Raw genomic sequence first — 24,824 nt, forward strand, 5'->3', positions numbered from 1 at the left:
GGGGCTGGGCCGGATCCGGTGCCGCTATCTTGCGCCACGGCTGGCCATGGACGTTCTGGCACTGGTCGAAGGTCGTCGACGTCTGGCACGAGCTGATGACCGGCGTGCTCGGGCACGAGCGGTATGCGGCGGCGGGCTGCGACGTGGAGCGGGTGTTCAGCAAGGACGACCTGCTCACGCACGCGGCCATCTACTGGGCGGGCGAGTCGATCGCCTCGTCTATCCGCACGTACGCCAACAACAACCGCTACCCGTGGACGCCGTCGCACGGCCGGTGGCCGGTGGTGGAGGCACCGACGGGCATCACGTTCGTCGGCTACGAGAACCCGCCGGGCGTGACGACCGGCGAGCAGCGCATCGCAGTTCCTGGAGAGCGACCGGGCGGCCTGGTACAACCACGCCGGCGTCACCTGCCACGATCGCGGCGGGCACTTCATCCCGTGGGAGATCCCGCAGGAGTGGGTGTCCGACCTGCGCCGCACGTTCCGCGGCCGCCGCTGACACCCCGGCACACGCTCAGACGCCGAGCCGTACCGGAGCGGCGCGTGCGTGAGCCCATAACCGGGCGGCCTAGGGCCTCCCGCCGCGTCAGCAGGACAGGACGAAGAGGGTCACCAGGGCGGAGATGAGCAGCACCATGCCCAGCACGGCGGCCACCTCCCAGTTGCCGACCTGCGAGGCGAAGCGCTGCGGGTTGTCCTCGCCGACTCTGGCGTTGAAGGCGCTCAGCCTGCTGGCCAGGCGCGCTTCGGTGTGGCGCAGCTCCAGCTCGATCTCCGCCAGGATGAGCTGCTCGTGGGGCGACAGGCCGTCCACGATGCTCACTCCTTCTCCGCGGCGGCTTCGACGGCGGGAGGAGCCGAGTGGGGGTAGTGCAGGTCGAAGGCGGGCCGCTCCGAGCGGATGCGCGGCAGGCTGGTGAAGTTGTGGCGCGGCGGCGGGCAGCTCGTCGCCCATTCCAGGGAGTTGCCGAAGCCCCACGGGTCGTCCACGGTGACGCGGGGCGCGTGACGGGCGCTCCACCAGACGTTGTAGAGGAACGGCAGCGTGGACAGTCCCAGGATCAGCGCGCCGATGGACGAGATGAGGTGCAGGTCGGTGAAGTGGTCGATGGCGCTGTAGTCGGCGTACCGGCGCGGCATGCCGGCCACGCCCAGCCAGTGCTGCACCAGGAACGTGGTGTGGAAGCCGATGAACAGCATCCAGAAGTGCACCTTGCCGAGCCGTTCGTTCAGCATCTTTCCCGTCATCTTGGGCCACCAGAAGTAGAACCCGGAGAACATGGCGAACACCACGGTGCCGAAGACCACGTAGTGGAAGTGGGCGACGACGAAGTACGTGTCGGTGATGTGGAAGTCGAGCGGCGGCGAGGCCAGGATCATCCCGGTCAGCCCGCCCAGCAGGAAGGTGACGAGGAAGCCGACCGCGAACAGCATGGGCGTCTGGAAGCTGATGTGGCCGCGCCACATGGTGCCGGTCCAGTTGAAGAACTTCACGCCCGTGGGGATGGCGATGAGGAACGTGGTGAAGGCGAAGAACGGCAGCAGCACCTGGCCGGTGCCGAACATGTGGTGCGCCCACACCGTCATCGACAGTCCCGAGATGGCGATGGTCGCGCCGACCAGGCCGATGTAGCCGAAGACGGGCTTGCGGCTGAAGACCGGGATGACCTCGGTGATGATGCCGAAGAACGGCAGCGCGATGATGTAGACCTCGGGATGCCCGAAGAACCAGAACAGGTGCTGCCAGAGCATGGCCCCGGCGTTGGTGGGGTCGTAGACGTGGGTGCCGAGCTTGCGGTCGGCCTCCAGCGCGAGCAGCGCGGCGGCCAGCACCGGGAACGCCATCAGCACGAGCATGCTGGTGAGCAGCGTATTCCAGGTGAAGATCGGCATCCGGAACATCGTCATGCCGGGGGCGCGCATGGTGATGATCGTGGTGATGAAGTTGACCGAGCCGAGGATGGTGCCGAGTCCTGACAGCGCCAGGCCCATGATCCACAGATCGCCGCCTATGGTGGGGCTGAACGTGGAGTGCGAGAGCGGGGTGTAGGCGAACCACCCGAAGTCGGCGGCGCCGCCGGCGCTGAAGAACCCGCTGACGGCGATGAGGCCGCCGAACAGGAAGAGCCAGAAGCTGACCGCGTTGAGCCGGGGAAGGCCACGTCGGGGGCGCCGATCTGGAGCGGCATGATCACGTTCGCGAACCCGGCGAACAGCGGGGTCGCGAAGAACAGCATCATGATCGTGCCGTGCATGGTGAACAGCTGGTTGTACGCCTCGGGGCTGACCAGGTCCAGGCCGGGCTGTGCCAGCTCGCCCCGGATGACCAGGGCCATGATCCCGGCCAGCAGGAAGAACAGGAACGAGGCGATCAGGTACATGTAGCCGATGATCTTGTGGTCCGTGCTCGAGAGCCAGGCCACGATGAGCCGCCCCTTGCCTTTGGCCTCGACCGGCGACAGGGCGGACGTCAACGGTTCGTCAGTACGCGGTTCCTCAATGGTCACCGAAGCCCCCCATTTTGCCCCCACATGCCTGCGCTGCCCTGTTTTCGCAGGTCAGCGCCGTACGACGGGCTTACCCTCTCCGTCCGGACCTATGCTCAGCGCACCCCGCGGCGCCCGTGACCCACCTGTGTCCACCGAGCACCACCAGGCAACAGCCGCACAGCCGACCTCCGACAGCCTCCCTGAGTCGAACACCGCCCACACCACCTCACACACACCACCAGCTCACAGCCGAGAAATCGACCTCCGATAGCCTCCTGAATCGACCACTTGGGGAGGTATTGGGTGTCGGGGGTTGTCGCGGCGTTCGCCGCTCTGGTGTCGGTCGCCGTACTCGGCTACGTCATCGGGGCCACCGGACTGCTCCGGGCGAGCGACGAGCTGACGCTGTCGCGGCTGGCGTTCTTCGTGGCGACCCCGGCGCTGATGTTCGCCACCGTCTCCAAGGCCGATCTGGCGGCGCTGCTGTCGCCGGTGCTGCTCACCGAGGTCATCGCGGTGGCGTTCACGCAGCTGGTCTTCGTGCTGGTGGCCAGGCTGGTGTTCCGTCGCGACACCCGGCAGGCCACGATCGGCGCCCTGGCCTCCTCGTACGTCAACGCCGGAAACCTGGGCGTGCCGATCTCCCTGTACGTGCTGGGCGACGCCGCCCTGATCGCCCCCATCCTGCTCTTCCAGCTTCTGGTGCTGACCCCGGTGTCGTTCCTGATCCTGGACAAGGGCGCCCGCTCCCCGCGCGCCGCCCTGCTGCTGCCGTTCAGGAACCCGCTCACGGTCGCCTCGCTGCTCGGCCTGGCGCTCGCGGTGAGCGGCGTCTCGCTGCCGGTCGCGGTCATGCGCCCGATCGACCTGCTGGGCGGCGCGGCCGTGCCGGTGGCGCTGCTGGCGTACGGCCTCAGCCTGTACGGCTCCCGCCGCCAGGCGCCCGCCCCCGAGGAGGACGGCGTGGGCAAGGACATCGCGCTGGCCGTGGCGCTCAAGGCCGTCGCCCAGCCGACGGTGGCGTACCTGACCGCGCGTTTCGCCCTCCACCTCGACGGCCTGCACCTGCTCGCGGCCACCCTCTTCGCCGCGCTGCCCACGGCCCAGAACATCTACGTGTACGCCGTCACGTACGACACCGCCCGGCGGCTGGCGCGCGGCACCATCTTGGTGACGACCGGCCTGTCCATCCCGATCATGACCGCCATCGGCGCCGTACTGGGTTGACCGCCACCGCGCCTGTACGAGTTGTGCAGAGCCGGTCGCACCGCGTACGGACTTCCGGCGGCGCTTCGCCGACGAGGTGGCCGCCGCCCGCAAGGTCAGCGGCGCCTTCACCGCCCCGCTCATCGACGCCGACACCGACGCCGACCTGCCGTGGCTGGCCACCCGCCTACGTACCGGCCCCTCCCTGCACCAGGCCATCGCCGGCCGAGGCCCGCTCCCCCTGGAGTCCGTGGCCGTACTCGGGGCCGCTCTGGCCGAGGGGCCGGCCGCCGTGCACATGAGCGGGATCGTGCACCGCGACCTCAAACCCGCCAACGTACTCTTGGCCGAGGACGGGCCCCGGCTGATCGGCTTCGGCATCGCCCGAGCCCTCGACGGCACCTCCACCACCCACACCTCCACCGTCCTCAGCACGGCGGCGTTCATGTCCCCGGAACAGGCCCGCGCGCAGAAGGCCGGTCCGGCGGCGGACGTGTTCTCGCTCGGCTGCGTGCTGGGCTTGCCACTCTCCCACTGCTCACCTCAACCGGCGCCGGTCACCGGGGCGGAGGCGACGGACCGTATGGCGTCCCCCGAGTGGTCCCGCCGCATGACGGAGCGACGGGAGTTCGGCACGCAGTACCGCCGCCTGGTGCGGGGCCGTGCGGCCCCTCGGGCCTGCCAGCGGCGTCAAGCGGGCCGCTAGGCGGGCTGCGCGTTCCCGCAGGGCGGGCGTGTCCTGAGTGAGGATCGGAGCCAGCGCTTCCCGCACGACGCCGGCGCGGGTCGCGTCGCGCAGCACCGCCTCGCCCGCCCACTCCAGCGCCGCACGCAGCAGCCTCTTCTCCGGCCGGGACGTCAGCGCCGTCAATGCCTGACCGAACAGCCTCTCGTCCAGCCGCCCCGCCTCCTCAAGACGCCAAAGCTGCGACACTGCCATGTCCGCGACCGCGACCGGGCCGGTGGGCAGCAGGCGTACGTAGTCGGCGGCGTGCGCGGCCGACTCATCGATGGTGAGGTTGAGGCGATCATGCAGGCCCACGAGCTGGGCCGGTGTCAGGCACCCGGCGCGTGGGGCGGCGCCCTCATCCCGTATGGGCCGCTGCTCGAACTGGCCCGGGTGATAGGCGAAGCGGGTCAGGCGGCCGAGGAGGGCCTCGATGACGTTCGCCCGGTCGAGCAGCCCGTCTTCGACGAGCCGTACCACCGTACCGACCAGTGGCCACAGTTCGGCGTGCGGAAGGCCGTCGATGTCGAGCAGGCGCGGCGCGTACGCGGCGAGCAGCGGATCGTCCACCTGCGTGCCGGACCACGCTGATCGCCGTGCTCGCAGTGACCGCAGCCAGCCCACGACGAACGCTCTGTCCTCGGGTGGTGCGATGCCCGTCTCGCGCACCAGCGCGGCTGCCACGTCCCAGTGCCGCAGTTCCGGCAACCTCAGCCGGGACGCGATGTGGCGTGCCGCCTCGGCCCGCCACTCCAGCGGCCTGCTCCGCAACAGCCGAAGGAGACGCCGACTCTCCACGCCCTCGCTCCCCGAGCTACCGCCCTCCGCGCGCCCTCTTTCCGCGCTGCCGCCCTTCGCACGCTCGCCCTCCGCGCTACCGCGATGCGAGCCGCAGCCCTCCGCGCGTCTACTTCCCACGCTGCTTTCCGCGGGCCCGCTTCCCCCGCTGCCGCCCTCCTTGCACTCGGCCTCCGCGTGCTCGGCCTTCCCGCGGCGTCCTGCGCTTTCGCTCTCCGCTCCCCTGCCCTCGCGTCGCGCCGCGTTCCCTCCTCCGATGCCGTGCTGCTCGCGCGTCCCACCTCCTCCTCTCGCGCTTTCGCCAGGGGCGCTGTGTTCCCGGAGCTCTGGGCGGAAGAGCCAGGCCGCGACCTGCGACGGGTCGCTCAGGCAGCCCACCCCGGCCAGCAGCAACGGCCCAGCCTGCCGTCCCAGGCCGGGCGTGCGGGCGACGTAGCCGGGCAGTTCGGCCGCGATCACGGCGCGTGCGGCCGGGTCCAGCGTGCTGACGTATCGCTCGGTGCCGGGCACGTCACCCGCTCGGGCGAGCGTGAGCAGCTTCGCCCACGCTTCCGCGACCCCCGGCCGCCGTGCCGGCATCACCGCATCCACCATGGCCAGGACCATAGCGAGCGCCCACGACAATTCCAGATCTCGAACGTGATCACGAAAACGTGATATGATCATTTTGTCATGAAGACTCATGACAACTCCGGCCCTGCCGATGCCGCCGCCCGCTTCGTCGAGGCTATGAATTCCGGCGGCTCCCTCGATCACGTTTACGAAGACGGCGCCGTACTCATCCCGGTGCCCGGCCACCCCGTCACCGGTTCCGCCCTCGCCGCCGCCAACCGCCACTTGCAGAGCTTCGGGGTGCCGATGGAGGCGGTCCCGCGTCAGGTGTACGTCGCCGGGGACATCGCCCTGCTCATCGTCGACTGGTCGATGCGCGGCACCGCCCGCGACGGCACCAAGATCGATATGAGCGGCACCGCGACCGACGTCCTCAGGCGCGGCGCGGACGGGCAGTGGCGGTACGTCATCGACAACCCGCACGGCACCGCCACGTTCCCGAGCTGACGACCACTGCTGCCGAGACAGCCGGCGCCGCCCGGACCCCGCGCCGGCCACGCCCTGCACCGCCAGCTCAACCGCCGCCGCCAATTCAACCAGGTGCGAGTCTGTGGGGGCGAGGTCCACGATGCTCGTTCCGCCTCGGGTGCCGAGAAGGGGATGCGGGCCAAGCCAGCGCGGGGCAGGCTGGCACAGAGCCGGCGCGTGCCGTTCCGCGAGGGCGAGGGCGAGGGCGGCGCGGCTGGGGCGGCGCATGGCCCACAGCGTGGCCGCGCAGGCGACCGAGGAGGGGCGCGGGGCTGGGAGCAGTGCGGAGTCCAGACCGGCGCGGCTGCGCATGCGGCCGTGCGGCGACCGCACGGGCGGACCGACGGCGACCGCGCACGACGTTGAGAGGTGACCGCGCAGGACGTCAGAAAGTGATCGCACCGGCCGGCTGAAGAGCGGTCCGAGGAGGCCGCAGGGCGGTCAGGGGGTTGCGGGGGTTACGTCTAGGACGGCTTTGCCGGCGACTCGGCGCTCCAGCAGGTCACGGGCGGCGGTCGCCACGTCCTCCCAAGGGCCGCGGCGGCTCACCTCCGCCTTCAACCGTCCGGTCGCGAGAAACCGGAGCAGCGTGGCCAGGTCAGGGCCGACCTCGTGGACGTCGCCGAACGTGCTCATCGTCTTCGCAGGCCCGATCGAGAACAGCGAGTACGGCTTGAAAACGGCGGGTTCGTCCGATGCCCAGCCGATGTTCTGGACGTTCCCACCGGGCGCGAGAAGTTCCCAGGCGGCGGCGAGCTGGGGGCCGCCGACGGTGTCGAGGATGAGGTCCACCGGCTGGTCGATCCCCTCCAGCCCGATCATGACCTCGTCGGCGCCCAGCTCGGCCAGGCCCTCGGCGCGGGCGGGTGAGCCGACCGAGGCGATGACGTGGGCGCCGCCCAGGGCGGCGAGCTGGACCGCGTACCGGCCGACTCCTCCGGCCGCGCCGGTGATCAGTACGCGGTGGCCGAGTATCGGGCGGGCGCGGAGGGTGCGCAGCGCGGTGACGCCGGCGATCGGCAGGGCGGCGGCGTCGGCCGGATCGACGCCGTCGGGGATTTCGGCGACCGCCGTGGTGTCCACGGCCATCCGCTCGGCCCACGCGCCTTCCCCGAAGGCCACGACGGGGGTGCCGACGGCGGGTCCCGTCCCGTCGGCGGCGGCTCGTACGACAACGCCGGCGGCGTCGTGGCCGTGCACGGTCCCGGGCGGACGGCGGGCGGCGAACGCGACCTCGCCGCGGTTCAGCGAGATGTGCCGGACGTCGAGCAGGAGCTGGTTGGGGGCGGGTTCGGGTTCGGGGGCGGTGCCGAGGCGGATGGCGGATGGGACGTCGGGGTCGATGAGGAGTGCGCGCACGGGTCGAGGCTCCTATGGGTGTCGGGGGTGATGCGAAACGTTCGCATCGCCCATTCGGACCGCTGGTCCGGTTTTCCCGAACGGTAGCATATGCGGACCGGCAGTCCGTATCGTGTGAACCCGGTGCCCGGCCCGGCCGGCAGACGAGAGCGCGACGCCATGCGCAGAGGGGAACCCCATGACCCGTACAGAACGTGCCGACGCCGCTCGTAACCGCCGCGCGGTGCTCGACGCCACCGAACGGCTGCTCGCCGAAGGCGGCGGCGACCACGTGTCGCTCGATCGGGTCGCGGCGCTGGCCGGGGTGGGCAAGGGCACGGTGTTCCGGCGGTTCGGCAGCCGTGCGGGATTGCTGCAGGCGCTGCTGGAGGAGCGTTCACGTGAGCTGAAAGAGGCCATCATGACCGGGCCGCCGCCGCTCGGCCCGGGGGTGCCGGCCAGGGAACGGCTGACGGCGTTCCTCGATGCGCTGGGCGCGATCGCCGAGGGCAACGCCGTGCTGCTGTCGGCGCACGAGCAGGCGTGCGCCGAGGACAAGTACGCCGACCCGAGCTACCGCTTCTGGCACCGGCACCTCAGCGAGCTGCTGGCCGAGGCCCGCCCGGGGCTGGACACCGAGTTCGCGGCCCACGCGGTGCTCGCGGTCTTCGACGGCGACCTGATCCGCCACGTGACGCCGCCGGGCGATCCGCGCTACTTCACGCGTTCCGTCCAGCGAATGGTGGCCGCGCTCCTCGGCGACCAGGAGGACGTCAGGACGTGATGAGCGTCAGCCCCAGGGCGGACAGCGCCTCGGCGACCGGCTGGAAGAACGTGGTGCCGCCGGACGCGCAGTTGCCCGAGCCGCCCACGGTGACGCCCTGGGCCTGGTCGCCCGAGACGAACGGCGCTCCCGACATGCCGGGCTCGGAGCAGACGTTCGTGCGCACCAGGCCGGTGATCACGCCTTCGGGGAAGTTCACGGTGACGTTGCGCTGCTGAATGATGCCGCAGTGCCAGCCGGCGCCGGGAGCGGCCCGGCAGACGGACGCGCCGACGGGCGCGGGGGTGGCGCCGCGGATGAGCTGCTCGGTGCCGCCGGCGGCGACCGCGCCGCGCGGGGTCCAGCCGGGGTAGAGGGTGACCCAGGCGTAGTCGTAGCCGGAGCCGGAGGAGTAGGCGAAGACGCCGATCGGGGTGCCGTCGGTGGTCGTGGCGATGTCGCCGGGCTCGCCGCAGTGGCCGGCGGTGAGGAAGCCGTCGGTGGTGCCCTGCCGTGCGGTGAAACCGACGATGCAGCGTCCCTTGCCCTCGACCATGAAGCCGTCGCCGCCGCGGATGCCGGCGTAGGGGACGGGCCTGGCGGCCGACGGCTCGACGCGTACGGCGGAGGCGTCCACCCCTGCGGCCTCGACGAAGGCGGCCGCCTCGGCCGGGTCGGCGGCCAGGATCACGACGTCGTTGGCGGCCACGTCCACGTACCAGGCGTGCACGTCGGGACCGGCCGCGCGGGCGGCGGCGTCCAGGCGGGCCTTGGCGGCGTCGAGCGCGGCCAGCGGGCGGGTGACGACGTCGGCGCGGGCGCCGGCCTTCGCGATGGCCGGAACGCGGGCGGCGTCCGTGGTGGCGGCGACGAGCGTCCCGTCATCGGCCAGCCAGGTGCCCGCGAAGGCGTCTCCGAGCTCTCGCCGTAACTCCGTCTCCGCAGCACTGGCGCGCTCCTCGGCGGCGAGCCGGGCGGCGGCCTGTCCGGAGGCGAGCCCGAGGTCCCGCTCCATCGCCGGCGCCACATCGGCGTCGGGGCCGGGTGCGAAGGCCGACACCGAAGGGCCGGTGATGAGGGCGAGTCCGAGGGTGAGCGCCGTGGCGGCAAGGCGGTACGCGTTCATGCGGGTTGGGCCTCCTGGCAGCAACCGTAGATCGTGAAGCCCGCCGCCCGCCTCATATCACTTTGCACCTATCACGGCGTTATGGCCGACCCGCCGACGATGCCGCGCAGGACCAGGTCGATTCCGCTCAGGAACCGCTCGCGGTCGTCGTGCGCGCGCACCTGACCGGCGATGGCCTTCATGAACGGGCACTCGCCGGGGTCGAGGTCACGGTGAACCGGTCGCGGGCCGGCACGCCCAGCGCCTGGGCGGCCGAAGCTCTCGAAGACCCGCGGCGTCACCGGCCCCCAGGGCTTGCGGGTGATCCGCACGGCGAGCTGGGCGGTGAGCCAGGGACGCCGGTGACCGCTCCTTCCACCAGGACACCGCGCTCCGTCGGGACATCGCACTCGAACGCGAAGCCGCACCCTCCTAAACGGGACAACTCTCCCGTTAGCGTGCTACAGTGCTTAACGGTAAATCCGTTCCGTTTAGGAGGGCATTGTGGAGTACAGGCGGCTTGGCGGGCTCGACGTGCCCGTGCTGAGCTTCGGCGCCGGCACGTTCGGCGGCAGGGGCGAGCTGTTCGGCGCTTGGGGCAACACCGATGTGGCCGAGGCCAGGCGGCTGGTGGACGTGGCGCTGGACGCGGGGATGACCATGTTCGACACGGCGGACGTCTACTCCGACGGCGCCTCGGAAGAGGTGCTCGGCCAGGCCGTCAAGGGGCGGCGCGACAAGGTGCTCATCTCCACCAAGGCCGGCCTGCCCATGCACGACGGGCCGAACGGCGCGGGCACCTCGCGCTCCCGGCTGATCAAGGCCGTGGACGACGCGCTGCGCCGCCTCGGCACCGACTACATCGACCTGTTCCAGCTCCACGCCTTCGACGCGGCCACCCCGGTCGAGGAGGTGCTGGACACGCTCGGCGACCTGGTCACGGCGGGCAAGCTCCGGTACGTCGGCGCGTCCAACTTCTCCGGCTGGCAGCTCATGAAGTCGCTGGCGCACGCCGACCGGCACGGCCGCCCCCGGTACGTGGCCCACCAGGTCTACTACTCGCTGGTCGGCCGCGACTACGAGTGGGAGCTGATGCCGCTCGCCCTCGACCAGGGCGTCGGCGCACTGGTGTGGAGTCCGCTCGGCTGGGGACGGCTGACCGGCAAGATCAGGCGGGGCAGCCCGATCCCGGAGGGCAGCAGGCTGCACAAGACCGCCGTGTACGGCCCCGCCGTGGACGACGAGCTGCTCTACCGGGTCGTGGACGTGCTGGACGAGCTCGCCGCCGAGACCGGCAGGAGCGTGCCGCAGATCGCGCTCAACTGGCTGCTGACCCGGCCCAGCGTGTCCTCGGTGATCGTGGGCGCGCGCAATGAGGAGCAGTTGCGCGAGAACCTCGGGGCCGTCGGCTGGCGGCTGACCCCCGAGCAGGTCAGCAGGCTGGACAAGGCGAGCGAGGTCACCGCGCCTTACCCGTACCACCCGTATCGGAACCAGGAGGGGTTCGCGCGGGTGAACCCGCCGATCGAGCGGCTCATCGCGGCCGGGCTCGCGGGGTGAGGCTCACTCCCATACGAGCCGCGCCCGATCGACCTTGCCCGTCTGGTTGCGCGGCACCTCCCGTACGAACACCACGTCGCGGGGCACCTTGAACCCGGCCAGCTCCTCCTTGACGGCCTGGCGCAGCTCGTCGGCCGACAGCTCGACACCGTCCTCGGGGACGACGTACGCGGCGAGCCGCTGCCCGAACTCCTCGTCGGGCACGCCCAGCACGGCGACGTCGGCCACGCCCGGCCTGGCCGCGAGGAAGTCCTCGACCTCCTGCGGGAACACGTTCTCGCCGCCGGAGACGATCATGTCGTCGTCGCGGCCGTCGATGAACAGCCGCCCGTGCTCGTCGCGGTGGCCGAGGTCGCCGGTGGGCAGCGGCCCGCCGGGGCCGAACGTCAGCCCGCCCGCCACGACCACCCGGCCCACCTCCCCGGGCGGCAGCTCCTCGCCCGAGGCGTCCTCGATGCGGACGGTGGCGCCGCGCGGCGGGCGGCCGACGGTGCCGGGGGCGTCGCGCAGGTCGGCGGGGGTGGCCAGGGCGGCCCAGCCGGCCTCGGTGGAGCCGTACAGGTCGTGGAGCACGTTCCCGTACGTGTCCATGAAGCGGGTGGCGAGGTCGGCGGGCAGCGCGGAGCCGCCGGAGACGACGACGCGCAGGCGGGGCAGCGGCCTGGGCGGCAGCTCCAGCAGCCGCCGCAGCATGACCGGCACCGCGATCAGCGCGCCCGCCCCGGTGCGGTCGAGATCGTCGAGCACGGCAGCGGCGTCGAAGCGGCGGCGCAGCACGACGGGGCAGCCGAGGACGAGCGCGGCGGCGTACCAGAGCAGGCCGAGCCCGTGGAACAGCGGCGGCGCGATCAGCATCGGCTCGCCACTGCGCAGTGGCACGGTGGCCAGCATCGACACGAACGGCTCGGCCAGCGCCGCCATCGACAGCCGGCGCGGTGCCCCCTTGGGGGTGCCGGTCGTGCCGGAGGTGAGCAGCACCAGCCGCCCCGGCCGCTTCGGGTACGGCGGCTCATCCCCCGGCGCGGAGCCGGCGAGGTCGTCGAGGTCGCTCACGCGCGGCCCGTCGAACTCGACCTCCCACAGGCCGGGCGCGGCGACGAGCAGGTGCACGCCCTCGCGCCGCAGCACCTCGCGCAGGCGCGGCCCGGCCAGGCCGGTGTTGAGCAGCAGCAGGTCGGCGCCGAGCCGCGACACCGCGCCCGCGGCGGCGGGAAATCCCCGGTCGTTCGGCCACATGACGGCGACCGTCGTGCCGGGCCCGACGCCGAAGCGCCGGTGCAGCCCGGCCGCCAGCGCGGCGGCGCGCGCGTCCAGCTCGGCGAAGGTGACCTCGCCTTCCTCGTCGATGACGGCCGGGCGGTCCGGCCAGCGCGCCGCGGCGACGGCCAGGCCGGTCGCGGGGGTGAGGTGGAAGTGCCGGTACGCCTCCACGACGCGGGCGAGCGCGGCCGGATGGACCGGGCCGAGCAGCCCGTTGCGGGTGAGCGTGGCGACGGCCTCCACTCCGAAGCCGCCCAGGTCGATCAGCCGTCCGAGCACCGGCGCCCCCTCACCTTTCCGGTACGAGCCAGGAGGAGGTACGCGTACCCGCTGAAGCCCGGACGCAACCTCCGGTCAGCCGGACGCGCCACCAGTCGCGGAACATCCACGCGTCGAACTCCGTGATCTGCGACGCGCTGCCGGCCTTCATGAGGAAGCAGCAGACGCCGCTCGGCGTCCAGTCGTAGAAGTCGTCCAGGCCGAACGAGTGGCCGATCTCGTGCAGCAGGATGTGCATGTTGTCGGCGTCGAGGTTCGACATGTAGTACTCGCTGCCGACGCGCTGCCCCCAGTCGCCGCCGGCGCCGCCGCCACCGGCCAGGTGGTCGGCGGCGGCCAGCTCGGCGGCCCGCGTCTCGGGACGGCCGAGGTCGCGAGCGTCTACACCCGCATCGGCTACCGCACGGCGGGCGAGATGCCGCACATCTCGCTGCGCTGACCGGCTTCAGGCGCTCGTGACGTAGCGCTGGATCACCGGTCCGATGTCGCGTACGAGGTCGTCCACCTCGGCCTCCACCATCGGCGGCAGGCGCAGGATGTAGCGGGTCAGTGCCAGGCCGAGCATCTGGGTGCTGACCAGCCCGGCCCGGTAGGCCGCGTCGTCCGCCCCCGTCACCCGGCCGATGAAGGCGGCGATCTGCGTCTCGAAGACCTCGCGCATGCGCTCGGCGGCCATGGGGTTGGTGCTGGCCGAGCGCAGCAGCAGGATCAGCACGTCGTCGGAGAGGTCGCCCTCCCAGCGGGCCAGGAAGTGGCGTACGAGCAGCTCGCCGAGCCGTTCGACGGGCGGATCGTCGACGGCGGCGAGCTTGAGGTCGACGTCCACGGCCGCGCTGAACAGCCCGGCCTTGCTGCCGTAGTAGCGCATGACCATCGAGGGGTCGACGCCGACCATCGAGGCCACCGCCCGGATCGTCATCGCCTCGTAGCCACGCTCGATGAGCAGCTTCCTGGCGGCGGCGAGTATCGAACTCCTGGTCGCCGCCGATCTCTCCGTGAACGCCATGACAACAAGTGTAGGCCAACGCTTGTATGACATGTCCCGGAGGCCGGGGGCCGGTCCCGAGAGCGAACCGTACAGCGGAGATCGACGCGGAGGGAACGCATGGGCAGAAGGACGCGCGCAGGATTGATCGTCGTGACGCTCGCCGCTGGTCACGGTGCCGGCACTCCTGCTGACCGGCCCTTCCGGCCAGGGCAGGCGGCAGGAGACGCCACAGGCGGGCACCGCTCCTCCCACCGCCGCCACCCCTCCCAGCACTCCTGCTGCTCCCGGGACGACGGCGACGACCGCGTCATCTGAGACCGACCCCACACTCGATCCCTGTTACATGCTGAGCCTGTCGGTGTCCGGCCGGATTTTCGCCGAGGTGAAGGCCGTCAGCGGCAAGAAGAAGGACTCCGCGTTACGGGCCGAGCCAGGACCTACCGGAGGTTCGCCGATCAGCTCCTCCTTGACGCGGCCCAGGCCCCCGGGCGACTACAGCCGACATTGATCAAGTGCGCCTCCGCCAGCACCGCGGTCGCGCGATACGTCACCGAGCACAAGCCCCGGCCCGGCATCGTCATCGACTACGGACCCGCCCGCAAACGCTGGCTTGCGGCGCAGAAGACGGCCGAGAAGTTCTGCGGGCATGAGCTTCCCGGCGGCCCGGACGCCAAGTGACGCCCATCAGGGGCGGAAGGCGGCGGCGTGGCGGGCGGCCCAGCCGGCAAAGGTGCGCGCCGGGCGGCCCAGGACTGCGGCCACGTCGGGGCTGACCTGCTGCTCGGCCGCCGTCGGCGCGCCGAGGACGTCCAGCGTGGCCTCGACGACCTCGGCCGGCATGAACCTGGACATCTCCGTACGGGCCTCCTCCCGGCTCTGCTCGGTGAAGCGCACCTCGGCGCCGAGCGCCCGCCCGATGGCCGCGGCCCGCTGGCGTGGGGTGATCGGCTCGGGCCCGGTGAGCACGTACGTGCGGCCCGCGTGCCCGTCCTGCCGCAGCACCGTGGCCGCGACCTCGGCGATGTCGGCCGGGTCGATGAACGGCAGCGCGACGTCGGCGAACGGCGCGGCGGCGGCCTGCCGGGCGCGCACGGATCCGGCCCAGGCCAGCGTGTTGGTGTAGAAGCCGCTGGGACGCAGGATCGTCCACTCCAGCCCTGAGGCGCGGACGGCGTCCTCGAAGGCGGCCGGGTGCGCGTACTGGCCGGGCCTGGTGCCCGCGCCCTGCGAGGAGAGCAGGACGACGCGCCGGATCCCCGCCTCCTTTGCCGTCTTCATGACAGCCTCCGGCTCCTGCCCGGCGACCAGCAGCAACAGCGCGCTCGCTCCGGCGAAGGCGGCCTCGAGGCTCGCCGGGTCACCCAGGTCGGCCGCGACGTGACGGACGCCCGCCGGCTGCGGTGCGGGGTTGCGCAAGACGGCCGTGACCTGCTCTCCTGCGGCGGCGAGCAGGCGGACGACCTCTGCGCCGACGTTCCCCGTGGCTCCCGTGATGACGAACATGGACGTGCTCCTCAGTTCTTAGTTAGTTGACTGACTTAGAGCTGCGACCATAGCGGGCCCGAGGCGCGGTTGTCTATAGTTAGTCAGGTGACTGACTCAAAGCGGCCGGGAAAGCGGGAGCGGCTGGCGAGCGCCGCCGCCCAGGTGCTGCACGAGCGAGGGGTCGAGAAGACGACTCTGGCGGACATCGCGCGCGCCGCCGACGTGCCCGTGGGCAACGTCTACTACTACTTCAAGACGAAGGACCAGCTCATCCAGGCCGCGATCGACGAGCACGACCGCGAGCTCGACACCGTCATCGCCGAACTCGACCGGCTCGGCACCCCGCAGGAGCGGCTCAAGGGGCTGGTACGCGGCTGGATGAGCCGGCCTGAGGTCACCGCCCGCTACGGCTGCCCCACCGGCACCCTCGCATCCGAGCTGGACAAGCGCGACGACGGGCTGGACAAGGCGATCGCCGGGGTGATGCGGCGGGTGCTCGACTGGGTGGAGGCGCAGTTCGCCGCCATGGGGCGGGGGGACGCGCGGGAGCTGGCCGTCGGGCTGTTCGCCTCGTACCAGGGCGTCTCGCTGCTCACCAACACCTTCCGGGAGCCCGAGCTGATGACCGTGGAAGGCCGCCGCTTGGAGCGCTGGATCGACTCCCTGACCTGACCTGGGTCGGAAGCGCCGTTGGCGGCCTCCCCTGACCTGCCCCGGCTCGGGCAGACCCCTGCACGGCGACGAGGGCCTGCCCAGGAGCCGGGTCAGGCGAGGCCCGGGTGGCGGGTCACACGGGGCCCGGGTAGGCGGGGGTCAGGCGAGGACCGGGTAGTTGGCGCGCAGCACGCCGTGCGGGTCCCTGGCGCGCTTGATCGCGCGCAGCCGCTCCAGCACGGGCGCGGGGAAGGCGGCCGAGGCGCGCTCCCCGTACCCGAGCAGCGTGTACGGCTTGCGCCCGCTCGCCCGCTCCCCCAGCTGACCGGCGAACCACCGCAGCCGCTCCCCCGCCGCCTCGGCCAGCTCGGGTGTGAAGGCGGGCCCGAGCAGGTACAGCAGGTACGGCTCCGCCACCGGGCCGCTCGGCCCGGCGTTCGGCCAGGAGGCGGCCAGCGCGCCGCCGAGGTGCCGCACCTGCGCGACGGCCAGCGGCGCGAGCGGCGCGTCCAGCACCAGATCGGCGACCTCGTCGTCCAGCCCGGTCAGCAGCTCCGAACGGGACCTGCCGGGGGTGGGATCGACGGGCTCGGCGGTGATCGAGCCGAGGTCGGCCACCGCGAGCGGCCCACGGGTGTCGCGGAGCACGTCATCGATCTTGCCGAGCCGGTCGAGCAGCGCGCGCCCCTTCTGCTCCTCGCCGAGGAACGCGGCGTCGATCGTCACCATGGGCGGCAGGTTGGGCAGGTTCACCCGGCCGAACCACAGCGCCAGCTCGTCCGGCGCCTCCGCGGTGAGCTCGCGGTAGGCGTCGAACACCTCGCGCGCCCGGTGCGCCGGCCACGCCACCCGGCCTCCGTACAGGGCCGGGGCGGGGAACAGCTCGAACTCGACGGCCGTGACCACCGCGAAGTCGCCACCGCCGCCGCGCAGCGCCCAGAACAGCTCCGGGTCCGACTCGGCCGTCACCGTGGCGGGCTCACCGTCGGCGCGTACGACGTCAAAGGCCCGTACGGCGTCGGCCGCGAACCCGTACCGCCGCCCGAACCAGCTCAGCCCGCCGCCCAGCGTGTACCCCGCCACGCTCACGACCGGGCTGCTGCCCGCGAGGCCCGTCAGCCCGTGCCGGCCCGCCTCGGCCAGCACCTCGCCCCACTTCACGCCCGCGCCCACCCGGGCGACCCGCTCATCGGGGCGCACCTCGACGCCGCCCAGGCGGGTCGTGCGCAGCAGGATCACCCCCTCGGTGTCGCCCGTCGCGCCGTGCCCGCCCGCCTGGGCGGCGACCGCGATCCCCGACTCGGCGGCGTACCTGACCACCGCCGCCACCTCTTGCGCGTCGCCGGGCTCGACGACGGCGGCGACGGGCTGGCGGACCGACGCGTTCCACGGCCTGGCCGCCTCCTCGAACCCGACGTCGCCCGGCAGCAGCACCCTGCCGCCCGGCACGGCCGCGCGCAGCTTCGCGTTCGTCATATGTCCTCTGCTCCTTTGGATCGTTCCGACGGCCCCGGAGAATCGATTCGGGGTCACCGGCTATGACGAAATCGGCGGGGAGAGTGTGACCTGCGGATCGTCGGCTACGGGTGCGGGGAGGAAGCGTGGCTGGTGCGGGCGCTGGCGCGCTGTCCCGGCGCGGCCGCCGACGGGGTGGACGTCTCGCCGTCCGCCATGGACGCGGCGGCCGAGGATGCCCTGGCGGCGGCCAGGGAGCACCGGGACATGTGGCTGAACGGCTACCGCGGCGTACTCGGCTTCGTCACCCTGCCGCTCCAGCGCACATCCTGTGCGGTTCCTCCCCGAGTCCCGCACGCACGCACCTTCACCTCACTCCCCAGGGCCGTGCGTCAGGGGGTGGCGCGCAACCAGGCGGCGTGCGGGCCTTGGGCTCCGGCGGCGAGCCAGGCGGCTGCGGCTGCGGTGTCGCCGGCGATCGTGACCGGGGTGGTCCATCGCTTCTCGCACAGCCGCCGGACGTGCTCGCGTACCGGGCCTTCGGCGGTCAGGACGCCGCCGGCCAGCACGATCGGCGACGTCTCCCCGGGCGCGCGCACCTGAGCCAGCGTGGCGAGCAGCCGTTCGGCGGCGGACTCGACGATCGCGACGGCGGCCGGATCGCCCGCCTGGGCGGCCTTGCCGACCAGCGGCGCCAGCGGGGCGAGCGTCGCCACGGGCGCGGCCTGCGCCCGGATGATGAGGAGATCGGCGATGCGCGCCGTCGGCTCCGCCCCGGGCCCGGCCACCGCCTCGGCCACCAGCCGCACCAGCTCACCCGCGTGACCGGCATCGGCAGGACGGTCCGAGCGGCCATCCACCGTCCGCTCGCCGGTCGCGTTTCCGGCGGCCGAACCACGCGAGCGGCCGTCCACCGTGTGCTCGCCGGTCGGATCCGCGGCGGCGGAAGCGGGCGAGCGGCCGGTTTCCGTGCGCTGCTCGCCCGCCGTGCCGGTGGTGGGCGGATGAGTCGAGCTGCCGCCTGAGATGCCGGGCTCAGGCCGGACTGCCGGAGTGGCGGTGAGGTGGCGGATGGTGTGGCGGGCGGCGGCGCGGCCGAGCCAGAAGCCCGAGCCCTCGTCGCCCAGCAGCCAGCCGTGACCGTCGGCGACGTGGGTGACGCGCCTGTCTTCGACGCGCAGGGCGACCGCGCCCGTCCCCGACAGCAGTACGTGCCCGGACGGCTGCGGGGTGCCCGCGACGAAGGCGAGCAAAGGGTCTTCGAGGCCGCGTACCGGGAAGCGCAGCCCGCAGCCGGCCCAGGCGCGGGTGAAGGCGGCGTGCACGGCGGAGTCCTGGAGGGCTCCGAGGCCGGCGAGCCCGATGACGCCGTTCGCCACCCGGCCGGGGTCGATCTCGCCGAGCGCCTGCTTGACGGCGGCGGTGATCTGGGCGAGCGCGGCATCGACGCCGTGCGCGACGGGGTTCCCGCCTCCGGCCAGGCCGTAGCCGACGCGTTCGCCGGTGGAGGTGGTGAGCAGGGCACGCGTGGAGGTGCCGCCGGCGTCGATGCCGAGGTACAGGTCCATGGTCGCTCTCTCGTCGTGCTGGGGGATCGGCGCGCACTGTACTCGTCATGCCCGCCGAGCGCCGCCCCACCGGCCCGCCCGGCGGACAGGGCCGGATCACAGGGGCGGGGCACCCGGGTGGGCGTGGGATACTGCGGAAATGGCGCGGATCGTCTTCATCGGGGTCGGTGACGTGGAGCTGACGCGCCGCGTGGTCTCCGCGCTGGTGCTGGGTCCCGGCCTGCGCGGCGAACTCGAGATCATTCTGCACGACGACGACCCGGGCAAGCTCGTCACGACCGAGCGGCTGGTACGCGCGATCGACGCCGAGGCGGGCGCGGAGGCGAAGATCCGCAGCGTCTTCGACCGGCGGCAGGCGCTCAAGGGCGCCGACTTCGTGGTGAGCCATCTCGACGTGGGCGGGTTCGACGCGACGTTGCGCGACTTCGAGATCCCCCACCGTTACGGCCTGCGCCAGACCATCGGCGACACGATCGGCATCGGCGGCGTCTTCCGCGGCCTGCGCACGATCCCGGTGCTGGTGGAGCTGGCCGGGCAGATGGCCGAGGAGTGCCCGGACGCGTGGCTGCTGAGCTGCAGCGACCCGATGGCGATGACCGGGTGGGCGGTGCACGAGGCGACCGGGTTCGAGCGGTTCGCCGGGCTGTGCCACGCGGTGTGCGACACACACGCGTACCTGGCCGATCTCGTGGGACGCGACGAGGACGAGGTGACGTTCCTCAGCGCCGGGCTCAACCACCAGTCGTTCGTGCTGCGCTTCGAGGCGGACGGGCGCTCGCTCTATCCGGAGCTCGACGCGGTGCTGGAAGCCGACCCGCAGCTCCGGCGGCACGTACGCGTCGAGCTCTACCGCACGTTCGGCTACTTCCCGACGCAGTCGAGCGAGCACGCCGCCGAGTACGTGCCGTGGATCATGCGCCACCCCGACGAGACGGCGCGGCTGGGCGTGCCGGTCGAGGAGTACCTGCGGCGCGTCGGCAAGAGCCTGCACCTGTACGAGGAGACGCGGCGCGCCCTGTCGGCGGGCCACCCGCTGCTGATCCGGTGGCAGCATCAGGAGCCGGCGGCTGCGATGATCCTGGCGATGCTGACCGGTGAGGAGAAGGAGATCTACGTCAACGTGGCCAACCGGGGCCTGATCGGCAACCTGCCGGAGGGGTGCTGCGTGGAGGTGCCGGCCGTGGTCGGCGCGGCGGGGGTGCGGCCCCGGCCCGTCGGCGACCTGCCGGTGCAGCTCGCCGCGCTCAACCGGACGTTCCTGAACGTCGTGGAGCTGACCGTGCGGGCGGCGCTCGACGGAGACCGTTCGCACGTCTACCACGCGGCGATGCTCGACCCGAACACGGGCGCGACGCTGCCGCTGCCCAAGATCAAGGAGCTGTGCGACGAGCTGATCGAGGCGCACGGCGACCTGCTGCCCGCGGCGGTCCGTGCGTGATGGAGCAGATGCCGACGGAGGTGCGGCGCGAGCGCATGCTGGCGATGCTCGCCGAGCAGGAGTTCGCGCGGGTGGCGGAGCTCGCCGAGGCGTTCGGGGTGTCGAGCGTGACCGTGCGCGCCGACCTCGACGCGCTGGAGGAGCAGGGCAAGGTACGCCGGGTGCGCGGCGGCGCGATGATCGCCGGGCCCGCGCCGCACGTGGAGCCGTCGTTCGAGCTGTCGCTGGGCACGGCGGCGGTGGAGAAGTCGCTGATCGCGAAGGTGGCGGCGCGGCTGGTGACGTCCGGCGAGTCCGTGCTGATGGGGGCGGGCACGACCACCTCGTACGTGGCCCGCGAGCTGGTGGCGCGCACCGATCTGACCGAGGTGACGGTGTTCACCAACGGGCTGCGCACCGCGCTGGAGCTGGAGCCCGCGCTGCCCCGGATCTCGGTGGTGGTGACCGGCGGGACCCTGCGCCGCCAGCAGCATTCGCTGGTCGATCCGCTGGGCGGCAAGCTGCTCGAGGGCATCAGGGCGCACACGGTGATCATGGGCTGCGGCGGCATCGACCCGGTCGCCGGGGTGACGAACGTGAGCCTGCCCGACGCCGAGATGAAGCAGCGCATGCTGCGGGCGGCGGCCAGGAAGATCCTGGTGGCCGACGCGTCGAAGCTGGGCGTGGTGGAGATGGCGCCGATCTGCGCGATCGGGGAGATCGATCTGCTGATCACCGGGGAGTCGGCCGATCCCGAGTGCGTGGCGGCGCTGCGGGACAAGGGGCTTGAGGTCGAGATCGCCCGCTGAGCCCGGTCCGGCCCCTGGGCCGTCGCTCCCCGTCCCGCCGGCCGCCGCCGCGCGCCCGACCCCCGCGGCGGGCCCGGGCGCGGATGGGGTAGCCGGCCCGGACGCAGGTGGGGCGACGGGCCCGAACGCGGGTGCGGGTGCCGGGCCCGGACACGGGTTCGGGTGGCGGGCCTGGGCGCGAGTGCGGGTGGCGGGCGCGGGTGAGGCGGCGGTGGTCAGGCGCGCAGCGCCTCCGGGAGCAGGTCGCCGTGTGCCCGGGTCAGGTCGTCGGCCATGGCCCAGATCTGGTCGAGCGTCAGTGACGCGGCCGTGTTCGGATCGACCATCAGGGCGTGCCTGACCAGGCGGGGGTCGCCTTCCAGCGCGGCGCGCACGGTCAGCTCGTTGACGCTCACGTACGCCCGGTTCAGCGCCGCGCACTGCGGCGGCAGCGCGCCGACGGCGGTGGGCCGGACGCCGGTGGCGTCCACCGCGCACGGTACTTCGACGACGCAGCCTTGCGGCAGGTTCGAGATGAGGCCGTCGTTGACGACGTTGCCGTAGACGACGCGCGGCGTGCCGGTGACGATGCTGTGGATGATCTGCGGCGCGTACTCGTCGGTTCCTGCGATGTCCAGCTCGCCGCCGCTCCGCACGAGATCGCGGGTGCGCTTGTACTCGGCCAGATTCTCCTCGCTGACCCGCAGGTATTCGCCGACGGGGATGCGCAGCCGGTCGATCTCGCCGTCGTGGTGCATCAGCCACGGCACGTACTCGGCGGAGTGCTCGCTGGTCTCGGTCGGGTAGTAGCCGAGCCGCCGGTACATGTCGATTCTGACCCGCCTGCGCAGTTCGGGGTCGTCCACGTCGAGCCGCGGGTAGAGGTCCTCGCCGTCGCGTTCGAAGCGCAGCACCCACGCCTGGTGGTTGACGCCGGCCGCGACGTACGACACCTCCTCGTACGGCACCGACACGAGATCGGCCAGTCCCCGCATGGTCCAGTAGACGGAGTGGCACAGGCCGACGACGTTCTTGACCTTGCCCGACAGGTACCACACGTTCATCGCCATCGGATTGGTGTAGTTGAGCAGCAGCGCGTCGGGGCAGACCGCGCCGATGTCGGCGGCGAGGGCGTCGAGCAGGGGGAACGTGCGCAGCGCGCGGAACACGCCGCCGGCGCCGATGGTGTCGGCGATGGTCTGGCGCAGCCCGTACCCGGCGGGGATCTCGAAGTCGGTCACGGTGGCGTCGTAGCCGCCGACCTGCACCATGTTGATGACGAAGTCGGCGCCGTCGAGCGCCTCGCGGCGGTCGAGGTGGGCGGTGACGGTGGCGGCGCCGGCGGTGATGCGGCGGGCGACGGCCTCGGCGACCTCCAGGCGCTCGGCGTCGATGTCGTGCAGCGCGATGCGCATGCCGCGCAGCTCGGGGAAGGCGACCAGGTCGGCGAGCAGTCCCTGGGTGAAGACGACGCTTCCCGCCCCGACGAACACGATCTTCTTCATGACGTTGCTTCCTCCCAGGTGGGCTGCGCCGCGGTGCCGCCTGCGGCGCGGGTGGAAAGGGTGCCGCAGGTCACGGCCACGGTCATGGCCTGCTTGAGCGGCTGGCCGCGCAGCAGCGCGGCGAGCAGGCCGGCGTTGAAGCTGTCGCCCGCGCCGACGGCGTCGACCACGGTGGCGGGCGTGGCGGGCACCTCGGCGGGCTCTCCGTCGGCGAAGGCGAGCGCGCCGAGCGCGCCGCGCTTGACGACGGGCAGCGTGCCGCGGGCGGCCAGCTCGCGTACGGCCCACTCCACACCGGCGCCGCCGGGCGGCGGGCCCGCGACGGCGGCGGCGATGGCGAGCGCTTCGGCCTCGTTGGGCAGCAGGACGTCGGTGACGGGCAGGACCTCCGCCAGGCCCGCCCACCGGCCGGCGGGGTCGTCGTTGGTGTCGAGCGAGGTGGACGCGCCGGCCGCTCTGGCCAGGGCGAACAGCCCGGGGAGCCCGGCGGCGAGCCGCGGCTGGAGGAAGTACGACGAGACGTGGACGTGCGCGGCCCGCTCGACGAGCCCGCGCGGCACGTCGTCGGCGGCGAGCCGGTCGAGGCAGCCGGAGGCGGTGAGTATGGCCCGGTCGTCGCCGTCCGCGAGCACCACGGTCATGGCGGTGGGCACGTCGGGGTCGACGACGCAGGCGGAGACGTCGACGCCGCCGCCGCGCAGGGCGTCCAGGACGAAGGCCCCGGCGGGGTCGTCCCCCACCCGGCCGACGAACGCGGTGCGCAGGCCGAGCCGGGCGGCGCCGTACGCGGTGATCGCTCCGGAGCCGCCGAGCACCAGACCGGCGGCGGGGACGAGCTGTTCGCGCTGGCCGAACTCGGGATGGCGAGGCGCGCCGGAGACGATCACGTCCGGGTTGGCGTCGCCGACGACAAGCAGGTCGAAGGTCGTTCTGGACACCACGGCACCGTTTCAGGTGTTGTGGAAGCTTGTCAAGTCTTGCGATTTTTCGAAGGTATTGACAAGACTTCGAAAGTCACCATGATTGGCTCCAATCATTCCGGGAGGAGCATCCACAGTGCGAAGAAGAACCGCGGCGGCCCTGGTCGCGGCGATCGTCCTGGCGGCCGCGGGCTGCGGAGGGTCGGCGCAGGAGGGCGCGAAGACGGTGGACCCGCAGGCGAAGGTGAAGCTCACCTGGTGGACGGGCCAGACGGCGGACGCGCAGAAAGTCCTCGAAGGGCTGGCCGCAAAGTTCACCCAGCAGCACCCCAACGTCACGATCGAGGTCTCCTCCGGCGCCTCGACCACCGACGACCTGCTGCAGAAGCTCTCCGCCGGCTTCGCGAGCGGCGTCTACCCCGACATCTCCTACGCTTTCGGAAGCTGGGCCTCGCAGCTCCAGGAGTCCGGCAAGACCCTCGACCTGACCGAGAAGGTGAAGGACCCGTCGGTCGGGTGGGAGGAGTTCCCCGAGGCGGCCCGCTCGACCGCGACGCCGAACGGGCAGGTCATCGGCTTCCCCGCGATCGTGGACAACCTCTCGCTGCTCTACAACAAGAAGCTCTTCGACGCCAAGGGCGTGCCGTACCCGACCGATGACTGGACCTGGGACGACTTCCGCGAGGCGGCGAGGAAGCTCACCGACCCGGCGGAGAAGATCTACGGGACCGCGTACTCGGTGAGCGCGTCGGAGGACACGACCTGGCACTTCTGGCCGCTGCTGTGGCAGCGCGGCGGCAGCATCCTGACGCCGGATCACAAGAAGCCCGCGTTCAACTCGCAGGCCGGGGTGGACGCGCTGGAGTTCCTGCGGGCGATGGCGGTGGACGACAAGAGCGTCTACCTCGACCAGACCGACGAGCGGTACGCGCCGCTGTTCGCCGACGGCCGCATCGCCATGATCATCAACGGGCCGTGGTCGCTGTACGACCTCAAGCGGAAGAAGACCGACTACGGCGTGGCCTTCCTGCCCGGCACCAACGGCGACCACCAGACCGTCTCGGGGCCCGACCTGTGGACGCTGTTCGACAACGGCGACGCCAACCGGGCCTACTGGTCGTTCGAGCTGATCAAGTGGCTCACCTCGGCGGAGGGCGACGCCCAGTGGAACCTCACGCAGGGCAACCTGCCGCTGCGCACCTCCGAGACGGAGCTGCCCGAGTACGAGACGTACATCAAGGAGTACCCGGGCGCGGAGAAGATGGTCGCCAACCTGGCCAACGCCAAGCAGGCCAGGCCCACGGTCAGCGGCTACGTGGAGATGTCGCGGCACGTCGGCGAGGCCATCGCCAAGGCCATGCAGGGCGCGGCGACGCCCAAGCAGGCCCTTGACGAGGCGGCGCAGAAGTCGGCCCTGGCGCTGGCCGGGGGCTGACG

General features: G+C 72.2%; 22 protein-coding genes and 2 pseudogenes. 11 read left to right on the forward strand and 13 right to left on the reverse strand.

Annotated features, from left to right (window positions below; all coding sequences use genetic code 11):
* Positions 1–29: 29 nt before the first annotated feature.
* Positions 30–629 carry a hypothetical protein gene (locus tag WBK31_RS17340; protein WP_406675229.1) on the forward strand — a complete coding sequence of 200 codons (600 nt, stop codon included), beginning with the start codon at positions 30–32 and terminating at the stop codon, positions 627–629.
* Here the strand turns inward: WBK31_RS17340 and WBK31_RS17345 are convergent.
* Positions 589–825 carry a DUF3040 domain-containing protein gene (locus WBK31_RS17345; protein WP_364052212.1) on the reverse strand — a complete coding sequence of 79 codons (237 nt, stop codon included), beginning with the start codon at positions 823–825 and terminating at the stop codon, positions 589–591. The two genes, WBK31_RS17340 and WBK31_RS17345, sit on opposite strands and share 41 nt — an antisense overlap.
* Positions 822–2,383 (reverse strand): annotated as a pseudogene (gene ctaD / locus WBK31_RS17350) (cytochrome c oxidase subunit I). Before ctaD ends, WBK31_RS17345 begins: the two are co-directional and overlap by 4 nt.
* Before the next feature lie 411 nt (positions 2,384–2,794).
* Between ctaD and WBK31_RS17355 the strand changes: the two are divergent.
* Both WBK31_RS17355 and WBK31_RS17360 read left to right on the forward strand, forming a co-directional pair.
* Entirely contained in the window at positions 2,795–3,718 is a 924-nt protein-coding gene (locus WBK31_RS17355; RefSeq protein ID WP_364052218.1) for an AEC family transporter, read from the forward strand.
* A 70-nt stretch (positions 3,719–3,788) separates the two neighbouring features.
* Positions 3,789–4,220: pseudogene (locus WBK31_RS17360) on the forward strand (serine/threonine-protein kinase); the annotation flags it as partial.
* 15 nt (positions 4,221–4,235) lie between these two features.
* On the opposite strand, the gene WBK31_RS17365 reads toward WBK31_RS17360, so the two are convergent.
* The gene (locus WBK31_RS17365) at positions 4,236–5,906 is read right to left on the reverse strand and encodes a hypothetical protein (RefSeq protein ID WP_406675230.1); all 1,671 of its coding nucleotides are present in this window, start codon (positions 5,904–5,906) and stop codon (positions 4,236–4,238) included.
* On the opposite strand from WBK31_RS17365, the gene WBK31_RS17370 reads away from it, so the two are divergent.
* Complete coding sequence (locus WBK31_RS17370; protein WP_364052224.1) at positions 5,895–6,281, forward strand: DUF4440 domain-containing protein; 387 nt, start codon at positions 5,895–5,897, stop codon at positions 6,279–6,281. The two genes, WBK31_RS17365 and WBK31_RS17370, sit on opposite strands and share 12 nt — an antisense overlap.
* Before the next feature lie 462 nt (positions 6,282–6,743).
* Here the strand turns inward: WBK31_RS17370 and WBK31_RS17375 are convergent, their stop codons facing one another.
* Positions 6,744–7,661 (reverse strand): zinc-binding dehydrogenase, encoded by a 918-nt coding sequence (locus WBK31_RS17375; RefSeq protein WP_406675231.1) that lies wholly within the window; start codon positions 7,659–7,661, stop codon positions 6,744–6,746.
* 178 nt (positions 7,662–7,839) lie between these two features.
* Here WBK31_RS17375 and WBK31_RS17380 point away from each other — a divergent pair, with 178 nt between their 5' ends.
* The gene (locus WBK31_RS17380) at positions 7,840–8,424 is read left to right on the forward strand and encodes a TetR/AcrR family transcriptional regulator (protein ID WP_406675232.1); all 585 of its coding nucleotides are present in this window, start codon (positions 7,840–7,842) and stop codon (positions 8,422–8,424) included.
* Here WBK31_RS17380 and WBK31_RS17385 read toward each other — a convergent pair.
* Positions 8,414–9,529, reverse strand: a complete 1,116-nt coding sequence (locus tag WBK31_RS17385) for a S1 family peptidase (RefSeq protein WP_406675233.1) — start codon at positions 9,527–9,529, stop codon at positions 8,414–8,416. The two genes, WBK31_RS17380 and WBK31_RS17385, sit on opposite strands and share 11 nt — an antisense overlap.
* A gap of 483 nt (positions 9,530–10,012) precedes the next feature.
* On the opposite strand from WBK31_RS17385, the gene WBK31_RS17390 reads away from it, so the two are divergent.
* Complete coding sequence (locus WBK31_RS17390; protein ID WP_406675234.1) at positions 10,013–11,068, forward strand: aldo/keto reductase; 1,056 nt, start codon at positions 10,013–10,015, stop codon at positions 11,066–11,068.
* Between the two features lie 3 nt (positions 11,069–11,071).
* Here WBK31_RS17390 and WBK31_RS17395 read toward each other — a convergent pair whose 3' ends face one another.
* From WBK31_RS17395 to WBK31_RS17405, 3 genes are read right to left on the reverse strand one after another with little or no spacing between them, the layout of a single operon-like run.
* Positions 11,072–12,607 (reverse strand): AMP-binding protein, encoded by a 1,536-nt coding sequence (locus WBK31_RS17395; RefSeq protein WP_406675235.1) that lies wholly within the window; start codon positions 12,605–12,607, stop codon positions 11,072–11,074.
* A gap of 10 nt (positions 12,608–12,617) precedes the next feature.
* Positions 12,618–13,031, reverse strand: coding sequence for a hypothetical protein (locus WBK31_RS17400; protein ID WP_406675236.1), 414 nt, complete (start codon positions 13,029–13,031; stop codon positions 12,618–12,620).
* A 21-nt stretch (positions 13,032–13,052) separates the two neighbouring features.
* Entirely contained in the window at positions 13,053–13,613 is a 561-nt protein-coding gene (locus WBK31_RS17405; protein WP_364052245.1) for a TetR family transcriptional regulator, read from the reverse strand.
* A 486-nt stretch (positions 13,614–14,099) separates the two neighbouring features.
* Here WBK31_RS17405 and WBK31_RS17410 point away from each other — a divergent pair, with 486 nt between their 5' ends.
* Positions 14,100–14,273, forward strand: coding sequence for a hypothetical protein (locus WBK31_RS17410; RefSeq protein ID WP_406675237.1), 174 nt, complete (start codon positions 14,100–14,102; stop codon positions 14,271–14,273).
* 6 nt (positions 14,274–14,279) lie between these two features.
* Here WBK31_RS17410 and WBK31_RS17415 read toward each other — a convergent pair whose 3' ends face one another.
* Positions 14,280–15,098: an NAD(P)H-binding protein gene (locus WBK31_RS17415; RefSeq protein WP_406675238.1), complete on the reverse strand. Its 819-nt coding sequence runs from the start codon at positions 15,096–15,098 to the stop codon at positions 14,280–14,282.
* An 87-nt stretch (positions 15,099–15,185) separates the two neighbouring features.
* Between WBK31_RS17415 and WBK31_RS17420 the strand changes: the two genes are divergently transcribed.
* Positions 15,186–15,752, forward strand: a complete 567-nt coding sequence (locus tag WBK31_RS17420; RefSeq protein ID WP_364052253.1) for a TetR/AcrR family transcriptional regulator — start codon at positions 15,186–15,188, stop codon at positions 15,750–15,752.
* Positions 15,753–15,893: 141 nt separating this feature from the next.
* On the opposite strand, the gene WBK31_RS17425 is transcribed toward WBK31_RS17420, so the two are convergent.
* Both WBK31_RS17425 and WBK31_RS17430 read right to left on the reverse strand, forming a co-directional pair.
* Positions 15,894–17,210 (reverse strand): FAD-binding oxidoreductase, encoded by a 1,317-nt coding sequence (locus tag WBK31_RS17425; protein ID WP_364052256.1) that lies wholly within the window; start codon positions 17,208–17,210, stop codon positions 15,894–15,896.
* 371 nt (positions 17,211–17,581) lie between these two features.
* Positions 17,582–18,757 (reverse strand): N-acetylglucosamine kinase, encoded by a 1,176-nt coding sequence (locus WBK31_RS17430; RefSeq protein ID WP_378788566.1) that lies wholly within the window; start codon positions 18,755–18,757, stop codon positions 17,582–17,584.
* Positions 18,758–18,896: 139 nt separating this feature from the next.
* Here WBK31_RS17430 and WBK31_RS17435 point away from each other — a divergent pair, with 139 nt between their 5' ends.
* The gene (locus tag WBK31_RS17435; protein WP_364052262.1) at positions 18,897–20,195 is read left to right on the forward strand and encodes an alpha-glucosidase/alpha-galactosidase; all 1,299 of its coding nucleotides are present in this window, start codon (positions 18,897–18,899) and stop codon (positions 20,193–20,195) included.
* Positions 20,196–20,203: 8 nt separating this feature from the next.
* On the forward strand, positions 20,204–20,983 hold the full coding sequence (locus WBK31_RS17440; RefSeq protein ID WP_364052265.1) for a DeoR/GlpR family DNA-binding transcription regulator: 780 nt from the start codon (positions 20,204–20,206) through the stop codon (positions 20,981–20,983).
* A 215-nt stretch (positions 20,984–21,198) separates the two neighbouring features.
* On the opposite strand, the gene WBK31_RS17445 is transcribed toward WBK31_RS17440, so the two are convergent.
* Positions 21,199–22,467 (reverse strand): alpha-glucosidase/alpha-galactosidase, encoded by a 1,269-nt coding sequence (locus tag WBK31_RS17445; RefSeq protein WP_364052268.1) that lies wholly within the window; start codon positions 22,465–22,467, stop codon positions 21,199–21,201.
* A complete protein-coding gene (locus tag WBK31_RS17450; protein WP_406675239.1) occupies positions 22,464–23,405 on the reverse strand; it encodes a carbohydrate kinase family protein in 942 nt (313 codons plus the stop codon). The genes WBK31_RS17445 and WBK31_RS17450 overlap by 4 nt, the downstream gene beginning before the upstream one ends.
* Before the next feature lie 118 nt (positions 23,406–23,523).
* On the opposite strand from WBK31_RS17450, the gene WBK31_RS17455 reads away from it, so the two are divergent.
* Positions 23,524–24,822, forward strand: a complete 1,299-nt coding sequence (locus tag WBK31_RS17455) for an ABC transporter substrate-binding protein (RefSeq protein WP_364052274.1) — start codon at positions 23,524–23,526, stop codon at positions 24,820–24,822.
* The last annotated feature ends 2 nt before the right edge of the window (positions 24,823–24,824 follow it).

It is taken from the genome of Nonomuraea sp. N2-4H, assembly GCF_045291505.1.
GTDB classification, from domain to species: Bacteria; Actinomycetota; Actinomycetes; order Streptosporangiales; family Streptosporangiaceae; genus Nonomuraea; species Nonomuraea fastidiosa.

Excerpts from the sequence above, each read along its gene's own strand:
- WBK31_RS17430 (WP_378788566.1), bottom strand. The coding sequence starts at position 18,757 with ATGGACCTGTACCTCGGCATCGACGCCGGCGGCACCTCCACGCGTGCC.
- WBK31_RS17385 (WP_406675233.1), bottom strand. The coding sequence starts at position 9,529 with ATGAACGCGTACCGCCTTGCCGCCACGGCGCTCACCCTCGGACTCGCC.
- WBK31_RS17365 (WP_406675230.1), bottom strand. The coding sequence starts at position 5,906 with ATGAGTCTTCATGACAAAATGATCATATCACGTTTTCGTGATCACGTT.
- WBK31_RS17405 (WP_364052245.1), bottom strand. The coding sequence starts at position 13,613 with ATGGCGTTCACGGAGAGATCGGCGGCGACCAGGAGTTCGATACTCGCC.
- WBK31_RS17435 (WP_364052262.1), top strand. The coding sequence starts at position 18,897 with ATGGCGCGGATCGTCTTCATCGGGGTCGGTGACGTGGAGCTGACGCGC.
- WBK31_RS17380 (WP_406675232.1), top strand. The coding sequence starts at position 7,840 with ATGACCCGTACAGAACGTGCCGACGCCGCTCGTAACCGCCGCGCGGTG.
- WBK31_RS17370 (WP_364052224.1), top strand. The coding sequence starts at position 5,895 with ATGAAGACTCATGACAACTCCGGCCCTGCCGATGCCGCCGCCCGCTTC.
- WBK31_RS17440 (WP_364052265.1), top strand. The coding sequence starts at position 20,204 with ATGCCGACGGAGGTGCGGCGCGAGCGCATGCTGGCGATGCTCGCCGAG.
- WBK31_RS17415 (WP_406675238.1), bottom strand. The coding sequence starts at position 15,098 with ATGTTCGTCATCACGGGAGCCACGGGGAACGTCGGCGCAGAGGTCGTC.
- WBK31_RS17425 (WP_364052256.1), bottom strand. The coding sequence starts at position 17,210 with ATGACGAACGCGAAGCTGCGCGCGGCCGTGCCGGGCGGCAGGGTGCTG.
- WBK31_RS17445 (WP_364052268.1), bottom strand. The coding sequence starts at position 22,467 with ATGAAGAAGATCGTGTTCGTCGGGGCGGGAAGCGTCGTCTTCACCCAG.